Here is an 18,884-nt window from a genome sequence, read left to right as displayed (position 1 = left end):
CTCAGCCCTTCTCGCGCAGCGCGTTCAGCACCACCTCGAAGGCCGAGGACGGGCGCTGCCGGCTGGGATAATAGAGGTGGAAGCCCGGAAAATAGGGCGAGTAGTCCTCAAGACAGGTGCGCAGCGCACCCGAGGCGAGAGGCTCGGCTGCCAGCCGTTCCGGAACCAGCGCCAGCCCGTGCCCGTCCGTCGCCGCCCGCAGCACCGGGTTGATGGTGTTAAAGCAAGTTTGGCCCTGCACCTTGACGCGGATCTCGTTGCCGTCCGGGTCCTCGAACTCCCACGCGTAAAGGGCGCCGTGGGTGGACAGGCGCAGGTTGACGCAGCGGTGATCCGTCAGGTCCTGCGGCGTCTCCGGGGTGCCGGCGTGGTCGAAGTATTCCGGCGCGCCGACACACACCATCCGCTCGTCCGGGCCGATCCGCATCGAGATCATCCCCTCGCTCACCTGCTCGCCATAGCGCACGCCGGCATCGCACTGGGAGTCGGCGAGGTCGGTGTAGCCGTAGTCCATGACGAACTCGACATTGACCGACGGATGCTCCTTGAGCACCGGCGAAAGCTTGGGCCAGAGCAGGCTCTCGATGGCGTATTCCACCGCGACGATGCGCACCGTGCCGCTGGGCTGGTCGCGCGCGTCGTTGAGCGCCTGGAGCCGCGCTTCGATCTTCTCGAAGCACGGGTTCAGCGTGGCCAGCAGGTCCTCACCTTCAAGCGTCGGCGCGACCGAGCGGGTCGTGCGCGTCAGGAGCCGCAGGCCCAGGCGCTGCTCGAGCGCCTTGATCGTGTGGCTCAGTGCCGACTGCGACACGTTCAGCCGAGCCGCCGCGCGCGTGAAGCTGCGCTCTTCGGCCACGGCGGCCAGCGCGATGAGGTCGTTGATGTTCTCGCGGAGCATGAGGGAGGCCCTGATCTGCCTGTCGAGGAGCATGGTTGTCCCTCAGCTTATATGCGCACGGCTCGTGCGATCCATGGATTATGCAGATCCGAGATACTAAGGCGCGATGCGCACGAACCTGTCGCGCGCGGCGCGAACACCGAAGAGCGGCGGTGTGCCCCGCCTGGCCCATCCACCGCTCATCACAAATCAATCCAGGTATTCCTCGTCGGTCACGTGCTGGCCCCAGAGGACGGCCTCGCCGTCGACGGCCTTCTGGATAGCGTAGTGCGTCACGGCCGTGGTGTCCGTCGCGCCGTGCCAGTGCTCGACGTCCGGTGGGCACCAGACGACGTCGCCGGCGCGCATGACCGTCTTCTCGCCGTCACGCTCCTGCGTCCAGCCGACGCCGTCGGTCACCACGAGCATCTGGCCGGCGGGGTGCGTGTGCCAGGCCGAGCGGGCGCCGGGCAGGAACGTCACTTCTCCCGCACTGACATCGGCCATCTCGGGCGGGAACACCGGGGCGATGTGGGCGGTGCCGGTGAAGGTCTCTGCGCTGCCAATCCGGCCGCCGAGCGCATCGGCGCGGGTGATGGTCTGGGACCGGGCGAAGGCCGCCGGGGCGACCAGCGCGAGGGCGAGGGTAAGTCCGAGGGTCCGTGTCATGTCGTCTCCTTGCATCCGAGAGGCGGCCGGACAGCCGACGGCGTCCGGTGCCGCTGTCATCGAGTTTAGCGCTGGCCCCCAGCCAGATAATGCCCATGAGCCGGGACGCATCCATGAGGAGCATTCATGGACGCGCGGGTCGCCAGATGCCGTTTTGACGGGATGCCGATTGATGAGCAGCACTCATGATTGGCAGAAACACGCGGGGGCTAATCCGCTGCGGGGCAGCGGTTAAATCACCGGCATGATCGCGACGACGAGACAAAGGATGCCGGGCTCGCCCGACGCACGTTCGGCTCTGGCCTTCGCGTTAACTCTCGCCGCAGCTCCGGCCGCGGCGGAACCACGGGAGACCGTCATGACGCAGATCCTGGTATCCGTCGGGGACGAGGTACTTTTCGCCACGCTCAACGACACGCCAGCGGGGCGGGATTTCGCCGCGCTGCTGCCGCTCGAGCTGACGCTGACCGACTACCACGGGATCGAGAAGGTCGCGGGCCTGCCGCGAGAACTCGATACGACGGGGGCGCCGGACAGCTACGCGCCGGCGGCGGGCGACATCACGCTCTACGCGCCGTGGGGCAACCTCGCGATCTTCTACAAGCCGTTCCAGACCTCTCGCGGGTTGGTCCGGCTCGGCGCATTCGACGGACCGATCGACGCGCTGGTCCGGGACGGCGACATTCCGGTTCGCATCGAAGCGGCCGACTGAAAATCAATCTTGACGCACAGGCGCGGGCGGTCACTCGGGCCGCACTGCCCTGCGCTCAACATCCAAGGAGAAAACCATGACCGATAACATCACCGGCAAAGTTATTGTCATCACCGGCGCCTCGAGCGGCATGGGCGAGGCGACCGCCCGTGACCTCGCCGCCAAGGGCGCGAAAGTCGCGCTTGGCGCCCGCCGCGTTGAGCGGCTGGAGGCCATCGTGTCCGACATCAAGGACGCAGGCGGTGAGGCCGTGGCCGTCGCGACCGACGTCACCAAGTGCGAGGATGTCCAGAAACTGGTCGATACCGCGAAAGAGGCGTTCGGCCGCGTCGACGTGATCTTCAACAACGCGGGCCTCATGCCGCTCTCGCCGATGGAGAGCCTGAAGATCGACGAGTGGGACCAGATGGTCGACGTCAACGTGAAGGGCACGCTCTATGGCATCGCCGCGGCCCTGCCGGTCTTCAAGGAGCAGAAATCCGGCCATGTCATCAACGTCTCGTCGGTCTACGGGCACAAGGCCGTCGCCACGGGCGCGGTCTATTGCGGCACGAAGTTCGCCGTCCGCGCCATCTCGGAGGGCCTGCGCCAGGAGGTGAAGGATTACAACGTGCGCGTCACGGTGATCTCGCCCGGCGCGGTGGACACCGAGCTGACGAGCCACATCTCCGAGCCCGAGCTGGGCGACCAGGTGCGCGGCTTCGTCAAGGACATCGCGGTGCCCGCCAGCACCATGGCCGACATGGTCGCCTTCGCCGTCTCGCAGCCCGAGAACGTGGACGTCAACGAGATTCTGTTCCGCCCAACCGTCCAGCCCGTCTGAGGAAGAATAGACCGAAGAGTCGTCCTGTAGATGCACCGCCTGCCGCAAGGACGCGGCAGGCGTTATTTTTCGAACTCGGGCTACGGCCGCGAGCACGGCGGCTTCGCCATGAAAGGGTTCGTCGACGCCAAGTCCATCTACCTGATGGACTGACGGATCTCCCGCTGGCGCCGCGGCGGCAGCCGCACTGCCGCGGCCGTGCGGGCGCGATCGGCTGAACGGCCGCGTCCCCGTCGGGCAAGTCGCCTGCGATCGAGAATGACGGCCTCGCGCTCTGCGGCCGTTCGATCTTCCAACGGGAATCGGCGGCTGCTCCCGGCGGACCCCACCGGCTTCATGCGATGCTCTATGAGGGTTCAAGGTATTCTCTTCCAACACTGATGATGCGACATGCAGCAGCGCCGGCGCGCCTTATATTGTCGCCGGGCCGTCAGAGCTGTGCCGCCGCGGGGACGTCCAGACCCATACTGTGCGCCTGATCCGCCAAGGCCCGGCGTACCTCGCTCAGAACCACCGAGCGGGACGACACCTGCCGCTGGACAAGCCCGATCCTTCGAATGATCGGTCCGTTCGCGAAAGGGCGCGTGATGATGGCATAGGATGCTTCTTCGGGTATCGCGCTCTTGGGCACGACCGAGGCACCGAGCCCCGCAAGCACGCACCCGATGACCGACGGCATCGTGTTCACGACTGCTACCTCCCGAGGCTCGATGCCGAGGCGTGCCAGTTCCACGTCGATCTGCCGAGCAAGTGGCACTTTCGTCTCGTAGCGTATGAACGGCAGCCGCGTGAGCAGCGTCTCCGGCGGTTCCGACTCCCATTCCTTCGGGGCTATGAGCAGAAGAGGCTCGGCCAGCAGAAGGTGCCACGAAAGCCCTGCCGGCAGTTCGACATGTTCTGCAACCACGGCCGCGTCCAGCCGCCCGGCTGCAACGTCCGAGAGGATCGCTTCGGACATGCCGACGGTCAGGTGAAACGACAGGTCGGGGTGTACGTGCCGGACCGCGGCAAAAGCGGCAGGCACCAAGCGCCTCGAAAGTGTGCGGATCGACCCGATCTTGAGCACTCCGCCGGTGCTGCCGCCTGAAACGGTCTGGCGCGCCTCCGTCATGATCTGAACGACCTGGCGGGCTGCCCGCACGACCTCTTCGCCCTTGGCATTCAGCAGCGGCGGCCGCCGCGTTCTGTCGAACAGCACCACGCCCAGTTCCGCTTCAAGGGCTTGAATTTGCTGACTAACCGCAGACGGCGTGAGGTTCACGATTTCTGCCGATGCCGCGAAGCTGCGAGTGTCTGCCACAGCGATCAACGTCTTGAGCTGACGGAGGTCCATGGGACATTTGTTAAGAATTCCTTAATCAAACCGCAAGGACTATTCGCTTTCTGCAGGGAAGCTTCGGTTCTAAGCCTGGATGCACAGAAAAAAGATCATCCAAAGGGAGCTACGCATGACCTTCGTCAAGACCATAGCCGCGGGCCTCGGACTCGCGGTCGCAACGGCAGCAGCGCAGCCTGTCCTGGCGCAGGACTATCCCGAACGTCCGGTGGAATTCATCGTGCCTTGGTCGCCGGGCGGAGGAAGCGACACGCTGATGCGGATCGTCTCGAACAACATCCCGGAGTACCTGGGGGTTGAGATGCCGATCATCAACATGCCGGGCGTCGGCGGCACGGTTGGATTGAAGGAAGCATCGCGGCGGGACGCAGACGGCTACACCGCCGCGCAGATCCACGAGGGCCTGCTGACGGCGTCCATCACCGGACTGACAGATCTGACATGGCAGGATTTCGAGCCGGTCGCGCTGATGACGGCGTCTCCCCAGTTCCTCGTGACGAATGCTGACCAACCCTATTCAACGATGGACGAGTTCGTGGAATACGCGCGGGAAAACCCGGGCGAGGTGACCATCGGCGTCACGCTGGGCGGGGTGCCGCATCTGCATGCTGCGATGATCGAGGATGCCTATGACCTTGAGCTGAAGTACGTGGGATACGAAGGCACGGGCGAACGCATCCGCGCTCTGGTGGGCGGCAACCTCGACGTGGCCATCGGGGACGTGTCCTCTGCAGGCCAGTTCGTCGAGAACGGCGATCTGACCTTCCTCGCCACCGGGGCGCCGGAGCGTCTCGCGCAAGCTCCCGACGTGCCAACCTTCAAGGAACTCGGGACCGACCTGGACCTGGCGGTCACGCGCGGAATCGTGATGCCCAAGGGGTCCCCCGACGAGGCGCAGGCCACCCTTGAAGAGGCACTGCGTCAGTTGTCCGAGGACGAAGCCTTCGTCGAGCAGGTCAACAACGCAGGCGCCGAAGTGCAATTCCGGGGGCAGGAGGAGTACACCGAGTACCTGCAGAACCTGTCCGAAACGGTCGACCGTCTGGCCGCGGTGCTCGCGCCGTGAGCCACGACGGACAGGCAGATCGGAAAACGGAGTCGGGCGAAATCGCCCGGCTTCTTTCCTACGCCGTACTTCTTGCCGTCTCGGTCGGGCTTTTCTGGGAGGCTTCCACCATCCCGACCTCGCGCTTCGAGGTGCTGGGCGCGGGGGCCTTCCCCATGCTCGTCCACGGCGTCCTCATCCTTCTTCTGCTGAGCGCCATCATCGGGTCGTTGCGACAGTTGCCGCGGCACGCCTATGCCCGTTTCGCGTCGGATTTCGGCGATTGGGCGAAGGCACGGCGTCTGGTGTTCGTGCTGTTCCTCTGCCTCGGCCTCTACCTCTCCGCACTTCCGATCGTCGGTTACCCGGCTGCCACCTTCGTCTTCCTCGCGGTGCTGCAGCTCTGGTTCGCTCCCAAGACGAAAACGGCGGCAATCATCGTGCTGTTTCTCGCGATCGTCTTCTCGCTCGGACTGAACTGGCTCTTCGCCGAGGTCTTCAACGTCTTCCTTCCCCGGGGTTCCTGACACATGGAGATGTTCCTTCAGGGAGCGGCCGAGGTGCTTTCGGCTCCCACGCTCCTTTACATGCTGATCGGGTCGATCGCCGGCATCATCGCGGCGGCGATCCCCGGCTTCACCGTCACCATGGCCATCGTGCTGACCCTGCCGCTGACGTTCGCCATGGAGCCGTTGCAGGGCATATCGGTGATGCTCTCGGTCTATGTCGGTGGCTACACCGGCGGCCTTATATCCGCCGCGCTGCTGGGCATCCCCGGCACGCCTTCGGCGGTGGCGACGACGTTCGATGCCTTTCCGATGTCCCGCAACGGCGAGCCCGGCCGCGCGCTTTCCATCGGCGTCTGGGCGTCCTTCTTCGGCACGATCATCTCCACCCTGGTCTTGATCGTGGCCGCGCCGCCGCTGGCGATCTTCGCCGTGCGCCTGGGCCCATGGGAGTATTTCTCGCTCATTGTCTTCGCGCTGAGCATCGTGGCGAGCCTCGTGGGCAATTCGCTTCAGCGTGGCCTGATTGCCGCACTCATCGGCCTGGCGATGTCCACTGTCGGCACCGATCCGATCCTGGGCCGCCCGCGATTCGATTTCGGGCTCGAAGTTCTAGCCGCAGGCCTGCCCTTCCTGGTGGTGCTCATCGGTATCTTCGCAATCTCGCAGCTCGCGTCCGAGGTTGAGGATGCGAGGGCAATCCAGAAGGGCGAAAAGCTCGTTCAGGGAGAGATCGATTTCAAGACGTGGCAGGTGATGCGCGAGGTCGTGATGCGGCCAGTGAACCTGATCCGCTCTTCCATCGTCGGCGTCCTCATCGGGGCGCTTCCCGGCGCCGGGGGTTCGATCGCCAACCTCGTGGCCTATGATCAGGCCAAGCGCGCGTCGAAGACGCCCGACGAGTTTGGCAAGGGCATCGCGGATGGCGTTGTGGCATCCGAGTCCGGCAACTCCGCGACGGCCGGCGGCGGCCTTATCCCTTTGATCGCGCTCGGCATCCCGGGCTCGGCGGTGGATGCCATCCTGATGGCATCGCTCATGGTGCATGGCATCTCGGTCGGCCCGCGCCTCATCATGGACAACGCCGACCTCGTGTACGGCATGTTCGTCGCGATGGCGGTGGCGAGTTGCATGATGCTCGTCGTTTGCATCGTGTCGATGCGTGCGTTCCTGCGCGTGGCGGAGGTGCCGAAGTGGGCCATGGTGCCGGTGGTGCTGGTGTGCTGCGTGGTCGGGGCCTTTGCTCTGAACAATCGCGTCACAGACCTCTACCTCCTCGGTGCGGTGGGCCTTCTGGGTTACGCGCTGCGGGCACTCGACTATCCTCTCGCGCCGCTGGTGCTGGGCGTGATCCTGGGCCCGATCGCCGAGACGAACTTGCGCCGCGCGCTGATGACCGACGCCGACTGGACGCTCTTCCTGACCCGTCCGGTCAGCCTCCTTTTCCTGATCGCAGGGCTGGCCTCCGTGGCCTGGGCGGTCCGCAGCCATCTGAAGGGGAGAACACAACGACAAGCACAGAAGGAGAAGACCCCATGACCTTTCGCCATGATGCGCTGTATGCTTCGCGGCGGTCGCCGGTTCTGGCGGACAATGTCGTCGCGACGTCGCAGCCGCTTGCGGCGCAGGCGGGGCTTTCGGTGTTGTCGCGTGGCGGCAACGCGGTAGACGCCGCGATTGCCGCGGCGGCGGTTCTGACGGTAGTGGAGCCGACTGGTAACGGGCTTGGATCCGACGCTTTCTGCATCCTGTGGGACGGTGAGCGCCTGCACGGGCTCAACGCCTCCGGCGCCTCGCCGGCGGCCTGGACGCCCGAGCGCTTCGCAGGCCGCGCGGCCATGCCGGCCGCCGGATGGGACAGTGTCACCGTGCCCGGGGCCGTCAGTGCCTGGCGCGCCCTGTCCGAACGCTTCGGGACGCTCGATCTGTCAGCCCTGCTCGCCCCAGCGGCTCGATATGCCGAAGAAGGGTTCGTCGTGTCGCCCGTCATCGCCGCGCTGTGGCAACGCGGCGCCGAGAAGCTCGGCGACCAGCCCGGCTTCGCCGAGGCTTTCCTGCCCGGCGGCCGCGCCCCGCGCGCCGGCGAAAGGTTTAGCAATCCTGCACAGGGCCGCAGTCTGCGGGCAATTGCCGAAACCGGTGGAAGGTCGTTCTACGAAGGCGAACTGGCCGAGAAGATGATTGCGCACGCGGCGTCGCACGGGGCCGCTCTGACGCTCGACGATCTGGCCGCCCATGAGCCCGAGTGGTGCGGCACGATCTCGAGCGGCTTCGACGGGAACGACCTGCACGAGATCCCGCCGAACGGGCAGGGGATCGCCGCGCTCATGGCGCTCGGCATGCTAGAGCATACGCCCATACGCGACCACGGGCCGGATGACGCGCTGGCGTTGCATCTGCAGATCGAGGCGATCAAGCTCGCCTTCGCGGACCTGCACGCTTACGTTGCGGATCAGCGCCATATGACCCAGGCCTCCGTCGAGGATCTGCTGAACCCGGATTACCTCAAGCGACGCGCCTCTCAAATCTCTTCGCATCACGCGCAGGAGCCGGGACCTGGCGCGCCGAAGGCCGGGGGTACGGTCTATCTCACCGTCGCCGACGCCTCGGGAATGATGGTCTCCTTCATCCAGTCGAATTACGCGGGCTTCGGCTCGGGTGTCGTCGTCCCCGGCACCGGCATCAGCTTGCAGAACCGGGGAGCCGGTTTCGCACTGCAGCCCGGTCATCCGAATGAGGTCGGACCGCGCAAACGCCCATTCCACACCATCATTCCGGGGTTTCTGATGAAGCACGGACAGCCGGAGATGAGCTTCGGCGTGATGGGCGGCCCCATGCAGGCGCAGGGACACGTGCAAATGGTCCTTCGCACGCAGCTCTGGGATCAGGATGTCCAGACGGCAGCGGACGCGCCACGCTGGCGCTTCGTCGAAGGGCGCAAAGTCGCCTGCGAAGAGGCGCTGCCGCACGCCACCCGTGAAGCGCTCTGCGATCTCGGCCATCGCATAACGGTGGAAGCTCCCGACAGCGCCTTCGGCTTCGGCGGCGCGCAGCTTGTGCGCCGCCTCCCCGGCGGCGGCTACATGGCGGGCTCCGATCCCAGAAAGGACGGGCTCGCGGTGGGCTTCTGACCGCTGCGGCTGGTTCAGGATCACGCGCCTGCCGCTGCGGAGCTGAGGCTTCGCGTCCGCCGGCAAGCCATAGGGCTGCCGGCGAGACAGGTGTGTAAGGATCAGAGCGTCGCCTCGAGAGTAACGAAGCAGGCGCGGCCGGGCTCGTTCGACGGGCAGAAGCCTGCGCCGACCGCAACGCCGGCTGCGCCGCCGCTTCCGGAGCCCCGCCAATCGAGGACAAGTCGACGCAGTCGCGCCACGCGCTTGCGCTAACACCCGGCGGCACGTCCTGTGGTTACACAAGCGGTGCGCGCGTCGGGCGCAGCCGAATGCGTTTCCTTTCAATGCCCTTCGGCAAAGTTGTCGCGGAAATTTACAGCGCCGGCGCAGACTTCGAAAATGCTTTTACAGAAAAGGGCAGCTGGGTAGGGGGGTTACGTATCTTTTTGCCCGTATTTTACGTATCACTTTCTCGCAGGGAAGCGCGGTCCGCCGGGTCGTGCTGCCGGTGTCGGACAGCTTCGGAGGAGAGCCGCCGCACCCCGGATCCTGGAGGAGGAGGTTCACCATGAACAGCGAAGCGAAGTTCGAAAACGCCGTCTCTCCACCGCCGCAGAACGTCGGGGGCGCAACCACCCCGATGCCGAGACTCCGGCGCGGAATTATCGCGACGGCGTTGCTGGCCTCGTGGGATTTCGCAGCCGGCAGATCATGCGCCGAAACCTGCCCGGGATCTCCAAGTACGACAAACGGAGCCACGGCGACGCCTCGCGGCCTGCGGACATGGCAGTGGGCGGCGTGCCGATCGACAACCTAATGAATGGGGAGTGACGCCGATGGACGGCAGAGGTTACGCACAGCAGGCCCCGGCCTTCATTCTTCTCGGACCGCCGGGGGCCGGCAAGGGCACCCAGGCGCGCAAGCTGCAGGAGAGCTTCGGACTGGTCCAGCTGTCCACCGGCGACCTGTTACGCGCCGCCGTGGCCGAGGGGACCAAGGCCGGGCGCACGGCAAAGGCTGTGATGGAGGCGGGAGAGCTGGTCTCGGACGAGATCGTCATCGCCATCCTCGACGACCGGCTCGACAAGCCGGACGTGGCGGCGGGAGTCATTCTCGACGGCTTCCCCCGCACCACGGCGCAGGCCGCCGCGCTCGACGAGTTGCTGGCGCGCCGGGGCCAGTCCGTTTCGGCCGTCGTCAGCCTCGAAGTCGACGACGCCGCGATGGTGGAGCGGATCTCGGGCCGCTACACCTGCGTCTCTTGCGGCGAAGGGTGGCACGACATCTTCAAGCGTCCGGCGGTCGATGGCACCTGCGACGCCTGCGGCGGAACCGAGTTCAGGCGCCGCGCCGACGACAGGGCCGAAACCGTGGCCTCGCGGCTTGCGGCCTATCACGCCGAGACCGCGCCGCTGATCGAGTATTACCGCGCCCGGGGCACGCTGATGAGCGTGCCGGCGATGGGCGCGATCAAAGATATCGCTCAGGCCCTGTCGGACATCGTCCGCCAGCACGAGAAAGCCTGAGCGAGACCCGGGCCGGCGGCCGGAGGACAAACGAGGGCCGCCGCGAACCACTAACCGATGGGAGGAGTCCGCGATGTCGGATCATACCACAGAACCGTCCCAGGCCGTGTCGAAGGAGGACACGGTCTACTGGTCCGCGAACGTGCGGATCATCACCATCTGTCTTGTCATCTGGGCTCTCGTGTCCTTCGGCTTCGGCATCTTCCTGCGGCCGCTGCTGTCGTGGATCGAGGTCGGCGGCACCGATCTGGGCTTCTGGTTCGCCCAGCAGGGGTCGATCCTGGTCTTCCTCGCGCTGATCTTTTTCTACGCCTGGCGGATGAACAAGCTCGACCGTCAATACGGCGTCGACGAGGAGTAAGCGCCATGGATCAGTTCACCCTCAACCTGATCTTCGTGGGCGCGTCTTTCGCGCTCTATATCGGGATCGCCGTCTGGGCCCGCGCGGGCTCGACCTCGGAATTCTATGCCGCGGGCCGGGGCATCCACCCGGTCACCAACGGCATGGCCACCGCGGCCGACTGGATGTCGGCGGCCTCGTTCATCTCGATGGCCGGCCTGATCGCCTTCACCGGCTACGACAACTCGACCTACCTGATGGGCTGGACCGGCGGCTACGTGCTGCTCGCGCTTCTGCTCGCGCCGTACCTGCGCAAGTTCGGCAAGTTCACCGTCCCCGAGTTCATCGGTGACCGTTTCTATTCGCCGACCGCGCGGCTCGTGGCCGTCGTCAGCCTGCTTGTCGCCTCGATCACCTACGTCATTGGCCAGATGACCGGCGTCGGCGTGGCCTTCGGTCGCTTCCTCGAGGTCGACAACACCACCGGTCTGCTGATCGGCGCGGTCGTTGTCTTCGCCTACGCCGTCTTCGGCGGCATGAAGGGAGTTACCTACACGCAGGTCGCGCAGTACTGCGTGCTGATCTCGGCCTACACGATCCCGGCCATCTTCATCTCGTTGCAACTGACCGGCAACCCGGTCCCGGCGCTGGGTTTGTTCAGTGATACCGCCTCCGGCGTGCCGCTGCTGGAGAAGCTCAACCAGATCGTCACCGACCTCGGCTTCAACGCCTATACCGAGCATCACGGCGACACGTTCAACATGGCGCTGTTCACGCTCAGCCTGATGATCGGTACCGCCGGGCTGCCGCACGTCATCATGCGGTTCTTCACCGTGCCGAAGGTGTCGGACGCGCGCTGGTCCGCTGGCTGGGCGCTGGTCTTCATCGCGCTGCTTTACCTAACGGCTCCTGCCGTGGGTGCGATGGCGCGGCTCAACATCACCGAGCAGTTCTGGCCCAACGGCACGGATGGCGAAGCGGTTGCGGTCGAGACGATCGCAGAGGACCCCGAGTACGACTGGATGGCAACGTGGCAGCAGACCGGCCTTCTGGGCTGGGAAGACAAGAACAACGACGGCCGGATCCAGTATTACAACGACAACGCCCCCGCGATGCAGGAGCGCGCCGCAGCCGCGGGCTGGGAAGGGAACGAACTGACGAACTTCAACAACGACATCCTCGTTCTCGCCAACCCGGAGATCGCCAACCTGCCGGGCTGGGTGATCGGCCTCGTGGCCGCCGGCGGTCTGGCCGCCGCGCTCTCTACGGCCGCCGGTCTTCTGCTCGCTATCTCCTCGGCCGTCAGCCACGACCTGGTGAAGGGCCGCATCGCGCCCTCCATCTCGGAGAAGGGCGAGCTGCTGACCGCCCGGATCGCAATGGCGGCGGCCATCGCCGTGGCCACCTACCTGGGCATCAACCCGCCGGGCTTCGCGGCGCAGACCGTGGCGCTTGCCTTCGGCCTGGCCGCCGCGTCGATCTTCCCGGCGCTGATGATGGGCATCTTCTCGAAGCGGGTGAACAACACCGGCGCCGTGGCGGGGATGCTCGTGGGCCTGATCGTTACGGTGATCTACATCTTCCTGCACAAGGGCTGGTTCTTCATCCCCGGCACCAACTCGTTCGACGACGCGGATCCGCTGCTCTTCACCATCAAGTCGACCTCGTTCGGCGCGGTGGGCGCGGCGCTCAACTTCGCCACCGCGATCCTGGTCAGCCGGTCGACGCAGGAACCGCCGCAGGAAATCCAGGACCTCGTCGAGAGCGTGCGCATCCCGCGCGGCTCGGCGGCCGCGACCGCGGCGCACTGATCCCGCACGGGGCGGGGCACCTCCCGCGCCGCCCCTTGCGACCTCCACGTCCCGCGCTCACCATGGGCGCGGGACGATCTTCTCCGGAGCCCCCGATGCCCCAGACCGTCGACGCCTTCCTCGTGCGCCAGCCCCCTTGGGACCGGCTGTCCGACGGGGTCCGCGCCCGGATCTCCGCCGGGGCCCGGCCGGTCGAGGCCTCCGCCGGCGAGACGCTTTCCGAGGTCGGCGCGCCGCAGCCCGGTCTTTTCGTCATCCGCTCGGGTGCCGTTACAACCACCGACGCGCGCGGCGACGTCGTCTCGCGTCTTGGGCCCGGCAACAGTTTCGGCGAGCGCGCTCTGCTACGCGACGGCATCGCCCTCGTCACGGCCCGCGCCGAAGAGCCGACCGAGCTGCTGCTCCTTCCGCCCGACCTCTTCGCGGACCTGATGCGCGACCACGCGCCCGTCCGCCGCTTCTTCGACCGCACGAATCCGCTGGGCCACCGGCCGCGCACCCGAGCCGAGGAACTGACCTCGACCCGCGTCGCCGACCTGATGGCGACCGACCCGGTGACATGTTCCCCCGACACGACGCTCATCGAGGCCGCGCGCCTGATGCGCGAGCGTCGCATATCGTCTCTCTGCGTGACCGAGGAGGGCGACCTGCGCGGCATCCTCACGCTGCGCGACATGGTGAACAAGGCGCTGGCCGAGGCCCTGCCGCCCGACATCCCCGTCATGCGTATAATGACCGAAGACCCAATCACGCTGCCCTCGGTCGCCATCGGCTCGGACGTGCTGCACCGAATGATGGAGCGCAACCTGGGCCACCTGCCGATCGTGGATGGCGGGCGGCTGGTGGGGATGGTCACGCAGACCGACCTGACCCGTTTCCTGGCCTCGACCTCCGCGGGCCTCATGGGCGACATGGCGCGCGCCGGGTCGTCCGACGAGCTGGCGCGGGTCACGGCGCAAATCCCCGAGTTGCTGGTCCAGCTCACCGCCGCCGGAAATCGGCACGAGGTCGTCACCCGGCTGATCACCGACATGGCCGACGGCGCGACGCGGCGCCTGATCCGCCTGTACGAGAAGGCGCACGGCACCGCACCCGCTCCCTTCGCCTGGGTCGCCTGCGGCAGCCAGGGCCGGCAGGAGCAGACGGGCATCTCGGACCAGGACAACGCGCTGATCGTCTCGGATGCCGCCACGGACGATGACATGGAGTGGTTCACGGGCCTTGCGCGCTTCGTCTCGCACGGGTTGGACGCCGGCGGCTACGTCTTTTGCCCGGGCGAGATGATGGCGACGAACCCGCGCTGGCGACAGCGCGCAGCGGCCTGGGCCGACTACTTCCGCGGATGGATCGCCCGTCCGTCGAAAGAGGCTCAAATGCTCGCCTCGGTCATGTTCGACCTGCGGGTGATCGCCGGCGACGAGCGCCTTTTCGTGCCGCTGCAGGAGGAGACGTTGCAGGCGGCGAGCGGGAACTCGATCTTCACGGCGCACATGGCCTCGAACGCGGTAGGGCACGTCCCGCCCCTGGGCCTGCTGCGCAGCTTCGCCACCCTGCGCTCGGGCGAGCATCGCAATCACATCGACCTCAAGATGAACGGGGTCGTCCCGGTCGTGGACCTCTCCCGGATGTACGCGCTTCAGGGCCGCCTGACACCGGTGAACACCCGCGCCCGGCTTCAGGCGGCGGGCGAGGCGGGCGTGATCAGCATTCACGGGGCGCGCGACCTGCTCGATGCCTATGACGTCATCGCCCAGACACGGATCGAGCATCAGGCCCGCCAGATCCGGCGCGGCGAAAAGCCCGACAACTTCATGGAGCCGACAGAACTGTCGGATTTCGAACGCTCGCACCTGCGCGACGCCTTCGTGGTCGTGAAGACCATGCAGGCCGCGCTGATGCAGGGGCGGGGCATGCTGCGATAGCCCGCGCGGGGAGGCGCGGGCAGGGGAGGAAAGAGGATGTTCCTGGAACTTCTCGGCGTGATCTTTGCGGGCGCCAGCGGTGCGCTCGTGGTCTTCGCCGCGAACCGCGCCACGGGCGGGCGCCTGCCGCGCTGGCTGATGCCGGCCGTGGCGGGGCTGGCAATGATCGCCGCCACGATCAGTCTGGAATACACGTGGTACAGCCGCACCGTCGCCGCGCTGCCCGAGGGACTCGTCATAGCCGACACCGTCGAGGAGCGGGCGATCTATCGCCCCTGGACCTACCTCGCACCCTATACCGATCGCTTCGTCGCGCTCGACCGGACCAGCGTGCAAACCAACCCCGACCGGCCCGGCGAGCGCATCGCGAACCTCTACTTCTTCGGCCGCTGGGCACCGCTGCGGCAGGTCCCGGTCGCGTTCGACTGCACCCGAAACCGCCGCGCGCCGCTGGTCGAGGGCGCGGGCATCGCCCCCGACGGCCATATCGAGGGTGCCGGCTGGATGCAGGCGCCCGCCGACGACCCGCTGCTTGCCGCCGCCTGCACGGGGGTCTGACATGCGGCGGCCGGGTCTTCGCCAGCGCGTCGCGTTCTTCTTCGCCCTCGCCGCCGCCGGCGGCTTGGCCGCGCTCGCCGCGGGTTTGTTCCTCGGCTATCGCCAGGCCGCGTCGGCCGACGTTTCGCCGTTCATCACCGCCGGGGTGGTGGCGGGCCTTGGCCTGCTCGGCGTTCTCGTGGCGATCTGGCTGCTCTTCGACGAGAACGTGGCCAAGCCGGTCATCCGCCTCGCCGCGCAGCTTCGCGCTCGCGCCCACGGCGGAGCAGACACGCCTGTCGATCTCGGAAACGCGCATTGGCTGGACGACCTCGCCCCCGCCGCCGCCGCCGTGGCCGACAGGCTCGGCCGCTCGACCTTCGACGCGGCCGAGACGCTGGCCGAGCGGACCGCGGAGCTTGCCGCCGAGAAGGACCGCCTGGCCGCCGTCCTGACCGGAACGCCCGTCGCCGTCAGCATCGTGGGGCCCACCCATAAGCTCGTGCTCTACGACGGGCAGTCGGCCGACCTGCTGGGGCAGGAGGGGCCGGTCAGGCTCAACGCCTCGATCTTCGAGTATCTGCGGCCCGGCCCCATCGAGTCCACGCTTGCCGATCTGCGGCGCGAGGGGCTTCGCCGCGCGCCGCTCGTGGCCGAGACGGTGTCGGGCCGCGTCTGCACCGGACACATCCGCCTGATGGGCGAGGCGGCGGGTTACATGCTGATGCTCGAGCCGCTCGCGCCCGAGGCCGAACGCCCCCTCACCTACGACTTCGCCCTGCTGGAGGGGCGCGACGGCGCCGCCTCAAGAGACACGCCGCTGCGCGACCTCAGCTTCGTGGTGTTCGATACCGAGACGACGGGCCTCGACCCGGACACGGACGCCATCGTGCAGATCGGCGCCGTCCGCGTCCTCGGCGGCCGCATCGTGCCGGGCGAGGTCTTCGAGACGCTGGTCGACCCCGGCCGCCAGATCCCGGCTGCGTCGTCCCGCGTGCACGGCATCACCGACGCCGCGGTCTCAGGTTCTCCCGGCCCGGCAGAGGCGGCGCAGGCCTTCCGCCGTTTCGCCGACGGCTCGGTCCCCGTGGCCCACAATGCGCCGTTCGACATGGCCATGCTGCGCCGCGCCGGTGCGGCGCCCGAGCCGCCCGTCCTCGACACGGTGCTGATCTCGGCCGCCGTCTTCGGCGGCCACGAAGCGCACACGCTCGACGCCCTCGCCGAGCGGCTTGGCGTCACGCTGCCCGAGGCGGAGCGCCACACCGCGCTCGGCGACGCCCGCGCCACCGCCCAGGTCCTGATCCGCCTGCTCGCCGTCTGCGACGGGCGCGGCCTGAACACGCTCGGCGCCCTGATCGACGAGATGACCCGCCACGAGCGCATCGTGGAAGCGCTGGTGGGGGAGGGGTAACATTGGTCGGCACGGCGCACCGACGCCGGAAGAATGCCGCGTCCGGTCCAGGCGCAGCGCCTGTCGGTCGCCCTTGGACGAGGGTCATGGGGCCGCGCATGCTTGGAAAGACGCTGATTGCCGGGACGAGCCTGACCGGCCAAGGCGGGCCTTTCTGCCCGGCAAGAGCCGGTGCGGTACGCCGGCTGCTTTCTGGCGCACTCGCGATGCGTGCGCTGTATCTTCCGACACGCCGGCCCGTAGGCTCTTGTTCCGGCATCGTCGAAAGGCCCGTGTTCATCGCCCCGATGCGGCGGTAGAGAACCGGGGTGAGCATCGGCAAGTGTTGGTGAAAGTGGAAACTTCGCCCGGCAGAACCCCCTCGGCCATCGAGGTCACGTCCCGCCCTGACGGAACGCATGTCGCCGTGTCCGGCGAGCTGGGCTTGCGGGACCTGTCGGAGGTGGAGGCGCGGTTGTCGGCGCTGACGGGGCCGGTGACGTTCGACCTGTCGGGCGCAAGGCGCATCGACACCAGCATCGCCTGGGCGGTGGTTGACAGCTGTCAACGCCTCGAACGCTCAGGGGCGCGGGCGGGCGTGACGGGCGCGCAGGGTGCGGTCGCGCGGCTCCTCGACACGGTGCGGCAGGGCATGCCGCCGCCCGCGACGCCGCTGGCCGGGCCGCGCGGGCCGCGCGCGTGGCTCACCCAGCTTGGCGAAGCCGTGGCCGGCAGCGGCGCGGCGTTCGTCGAGTTCACGGGCGTCCTCGGCCTGTTCGTCGCGCGGCTGGCGCAGACCTTCCTGCGCCCACGCGAGTTCCGGCTGACCGCGCTCGTCCACCATTGCCAGGCAGTGGGGCTTCAGGCGGTGCCCATCGTGGCGCTGCTGTCGTTCCTGATCGGAGTCGTGCTGGCCTTCCAGGGCGCGGCGCAGCTTCGCCAGTTCGGGGCCGAGGTCTTCGTGGTCGAGCTGATCGCGATCTCGATCCTGCGCGAGCTGGGTATCCTCTTGACCGCGATCATCGTGGCGGGGCGCACGGCGTCGGCCTTCACCGCCGCCATCGGCTCGATGAAGATGCGCGAGGAGATCGACGCGATGCGCACGCTGGGCATCGATCCGGGGCACGCGCTGATCGTGCCGCGGGTGCTGGCGCTGGTCCTCATGCTGCCTATCCTGGGGCTGATCGCGAACGTCGCCGGTCTGTTCGGCGGGGCGCTCATGTCGTGGACGCAACTGGGCATCTCTCCGGCCATGTTCATGTCGCGGCTGGCCGAGGGGACCGAGGTCGCGCACGTCTTCGTCGGGCTGGTGAAGGCGCCGGTCTTCGCGGTGCTCATCGGCGTGATCGGCTGCCGGGCGGGACTGGCAGTGGGCAGCACGGCGGAGTCTCTGGGGCGCATGACATCCTCGGCGGTCGTGGCAGCGATCTTCGCGGTGATCCTTGCCGACGCGCTGTTCTCGATCTTCTTCGAGCAGATCGGGGTCTGATGATGGCCGAGACGGTGATCGAGGTGCGGAACCTGCGCAACCAGTTCGGGCGCCACGTGGTGCATGACGGGCTGGATCTGGACGTCTATCGTGGCGAGATCCTGGGCGTCGTCGGCGGCTCTGGCACCGGCAAGTCCGTGCTCCTGCGCTCGATCGCGGGGCTGCTGACGCCCAAGGCCGGCACGGTGAGGATGCTGGGAACCGAGGTGCGAGGGGCGAGCGAGGCCGAGCTCGACCGCCTGTCGCATCGGATTGGCGTGATGTTTCAGGACGGGGCGCTGTTTTCATCGCTCACGGTGCGCGAAAACGTCGAGGTGCCGCTGCGCCGGGTCGCGGGGCTGACGCCGGAGACGCGCGCCGGGCTGGCGCGCCTGAAGATCGCGCTGTCCGGCCTGTCGGTCGAGGCGGGCGAGAAGTATCCGGCCGAGCTGTCGGGCGGCATGCGCAAACGTGCGGGGCTGGCGCGGGCGCTCGCGCTCGACCCCGAGATCCTGTTCCTGGACGAGCCGACTGCGGGGCTGGACCCCATCGGCGCGGCGGCGTTCGACGACCTGATCCGCGATCTGTCGCAGTCGCTCGGGCTGACCGTGTTCCTGGTGACCCACGACCTCGACACCCTTTATGCGGTCTGCGACCGTGTGGCCGTGCTTGCCGAGAAGCGGGTGCTGGTCGCCGGGCCGCTCGAGGACATGGTAGACGTCGATCATCCGTGGGTGCGGGAGTATTTCCTGGGCCCCCGAGCGCGCGCGGCCCGTGGTGCGCGGCGCAGGGACGAGGAGTAGGAC

Annotated in this window: 18 protein-coding genes; 15 read left to right on the top strand and 3 right to left on the bottom strand. The window is 67.4% G+C overall.

The genetic code is table 11. The features are described 5' to 3' along the window. Position 1: 1 nt before the first annotated feature. Complete coding sequence (locus BM162_RS09365; protein WP_245759220.1) at positions 2 to 931, bottom strand: LysR family transcriptional regulator; 930 nt, start codon at positions 929 to 931, stop codon at positions 2 to 4. Between the two features lie 156 nt (positions 932 to 1,087). After that, a complete protein-coding gene (locus tag BM162_RS09360; RefSeq protein ID WP_093420852.1) occupies positions 1,088 to 1,546 on the bottom strand; it encodes a (R)-mandelonitrile lyase in 459 nt (152 codons plus the stop codon). 358 nt (positions 1,547 to 1,904) lie between these two features. Here BM162_RS09360 and BM162_RS09355 point away from each other — a divergent pair, with 358 nt between their 5' ends. The 3 genes from BM162_RS09355 to BM162_RS23470 all read left to right on the top strand — a co-directional run bounded on the left by BM162_RS09355 (position 1,905) and on the right by BM162_RS23470 (position 3,234). Beyond that, positions 1,905 to 2,258, top strand: a complete 354-nt coding sequence (locus BM162_RS09355) for a cyclophilin-like fold protein (protein WP_093420848.1) — start codon at positions 1,905 to 1,907, stop codon at positions 2,256 to 2,258. Between the two features lie 76 nt (positions 2,259 to 2,334). After that, positions 2,335 to 3,081, top strand: a complete 747-nt coding sequence (locus BM162_RS09350) for an SDR family oxidoreductase (RefSeq protein WP_093420846.1) — start codon at positions 2,335 to 2,337, stop codon at positions 3,079 to 3,081. 30 nt (positions 3,082 to 3,111) lie between these two features. Continuing rightward, positions 3,112 to 3,234, top strand: a complete 123-nt coding sequence (locus BM162_RS23470; RefSeq protein ID WP_281243779.1) for a hypothetical protein — start codon at positions 3,112 to 3,114, stop codon at positions 3,232 to 3,234. Between the two features lie 277 nt (positions 3,235 to 3,511). Here the strand turns inward: BM162_RS23470 and BM162_RS09345 are convergent, their stop codons facing one another. Beyond that, entirely contained in the window at positions 3,512 to 4,414 is a 903-nt protein-coding gene (locus tag BM162_RS09345; RefSeq protein WP_093420843.1) for a LysR family transcriptional regulator, read from the bottom strand. A 115-nt stretch (positions 4,415 to 4,529) separates the two neighbouring features. Here BM162_RS09345 and BM162_RS09340 point away from each other — a divergent pair, with 115 nt between their 5' ends. The 12 genes from BM162_RS09340 (at position 4,530) to BM162_RS09285 (ending at position 18,881) form a co-directional block, all read left to right on the top strand. Further along, the gene (locus tag BM162_RS09340; protein WP_093420840.1) at positions 4,530 to 5,483 is read left to right on the top strand and encodes a Bug family tripartite tricarboxylate transporter substrate binding protein; all 954 of its coding nucleotides are present in this window, start codon (positions 4,530 to 4,532) and stop codon (positions 5,481 to 5,483) included. Next, positions 5,480 to 5,989 carry a tripartite tricarboxylate transporter TctB family protein gene (locus BM162_RS09335; RefSeq protein WP_093420838.1) on the top strand — a complete coding sequence of 170 codons (510 nt, stop codon included), beginning with the start codon at positions 5,480 to 5,482 and terminating at the stop codon, positions 5,987 to 5,989. Before BM162_RS09340 ends, BM162_RS09335 begins: the two co-directional genes overlap by 4 nt. Before the next feature lie 9 nt (positions 5,990 to 5,998). Further along, complete coding sequence (locus BM162_RS09330; RefSeq protein WP_245759219.1) at positions 5,999 to 7,507, top strand: tripartite tricarboxylate transporter permease; 1,509 nt, start codon at positions 5,999 to 6,001, stop codon at positions 7,505 to 7,507. Then, positions 7,504 to 9,099, top strand: a complete 1,596-nt coding sequence (locus BM162_RS09325; protein WP_093420833.1) for a gamma-glutamyltransferase family protein — start codon at positions 7,504 to 7,506, stop codon at positions 9,097 to 9,099. The genes BM162_RS09330 and BM162_RS09325 overlap by 4 nt, the downstream gene beginning before the upstream one ends. Before the next feature lie 818 nt (positions 9,100 to 9,917). Next, positions 9,918 to 10,607 (top strand): adenylate kinase, encoded by a 690-nt coding sequence (locus BM162_RS09320; RefSeq protein WP_093420830.1) that lies wholly within the window; start codon positions 9,918 to 9,920, stop codon positions 10,605 to 10,607. A 73-nt stretch (positions 10,608 to 10,680) separates the two neighbouring features. Beyond that, positions 10,681 to 10,968, top strand: a complete 288-nt coding sequence (locus BM162_RS09315) for a DUF4212 domain-containing protein (protein WP_093420828.1) — start codon at positions 10,681 to 10,683, stop codon at positions 10,966 to 10,968. Between the two features lie 5 nt (positions 10,969 to 10,973). Continuing rightward, complete coding sequence (locus BM162_RS09310) at positions 10,974 to 12,758, top strand: sodium:solute symporter family protein (protein ID WP_093420825.1); 1,785 nt, start codon at positions 10,974 to 10,976, stop codon at positions 12,756 to 12,758. Positions 12,759 to 12,853: 95 nt separating this feature from the next. After that, entirely contained in the window at positions 12,854 to 14,680 is a 1,827-nt protein-coding gene (locus tag BM162_RS09305; protein WP_093420823.1) for a putative nucleotidyltransferase substrate binding domain-containing protein, read from the top strand. Between the two features lie 36 nt (positions 14,681 to 14,716). After that, positions 14,717 to 15,238, top strand: a complete 522-nt coding sequence (locus BM162_RS09300) for a hypothetical protein (protein WP_093420820.1) — start codon at positions 14,717 to 14,719, stop codon at positions 15,236 to 15,238. A 1-nt stretch (position 15,239) separates the two neighbouring features. Next, complete coding sequence (locus tag BM162_RS09295) at positions 15,240 to 16,631, top strand: 3'-5' exonuclease (RefSeq protein WP_093420816.1); 1,392 nt, start codon at positions 15,240 to 15,242, stop codon at positions 16,629 to 16,631. A gap of 334 nt (positions 16,632 to 16,965) precedes the next feature. Further along, complete coding sequence (locus tag BM162_RS09290) at positions 16,966 to 18,099, top strand: MlaE family lipid ABC transporter permease subunit (RefSeq protein WP_281243781.1); 1,134 nt, start codon at positions 16,966 to 16,968, stop codon at positions 18,097 to 18,099. After that, the gene (locus BM162_RS09285; protein WP_093420811.1) at positions 18,099 to 18,881 is read left to right on the top strand and encodes an ABC transporter ATP-binding protein; all 783 of its coding nucleotides are present in this window, start codon (positions 18,099 to 18,101) and stop codon (positions 18,879 to 18,881) included. The genes BM162_RS09290 and BM162_RS09285 overlap by 1 nt, the downstream gene beginning before the upstream one ends. The last annotated feature ends 3 nt before the right edge of the window (positions 18,882 to 18,884 follow it).

The organism is Tranquillimonas alkanivorans (assembly GCF_900115595.1).
GTDB lineage: Bacteria > Pseudomonadota > Alphaproteobacteria > Rhodobacterales > Rhodobacteraceae > Tranquillimonas > Tranquillimonas alkanivorans.
Note: the sequence above shows the minus strand (reverse complement) of the source record. Positions and strands in the feature narration are given on the sequence as shown.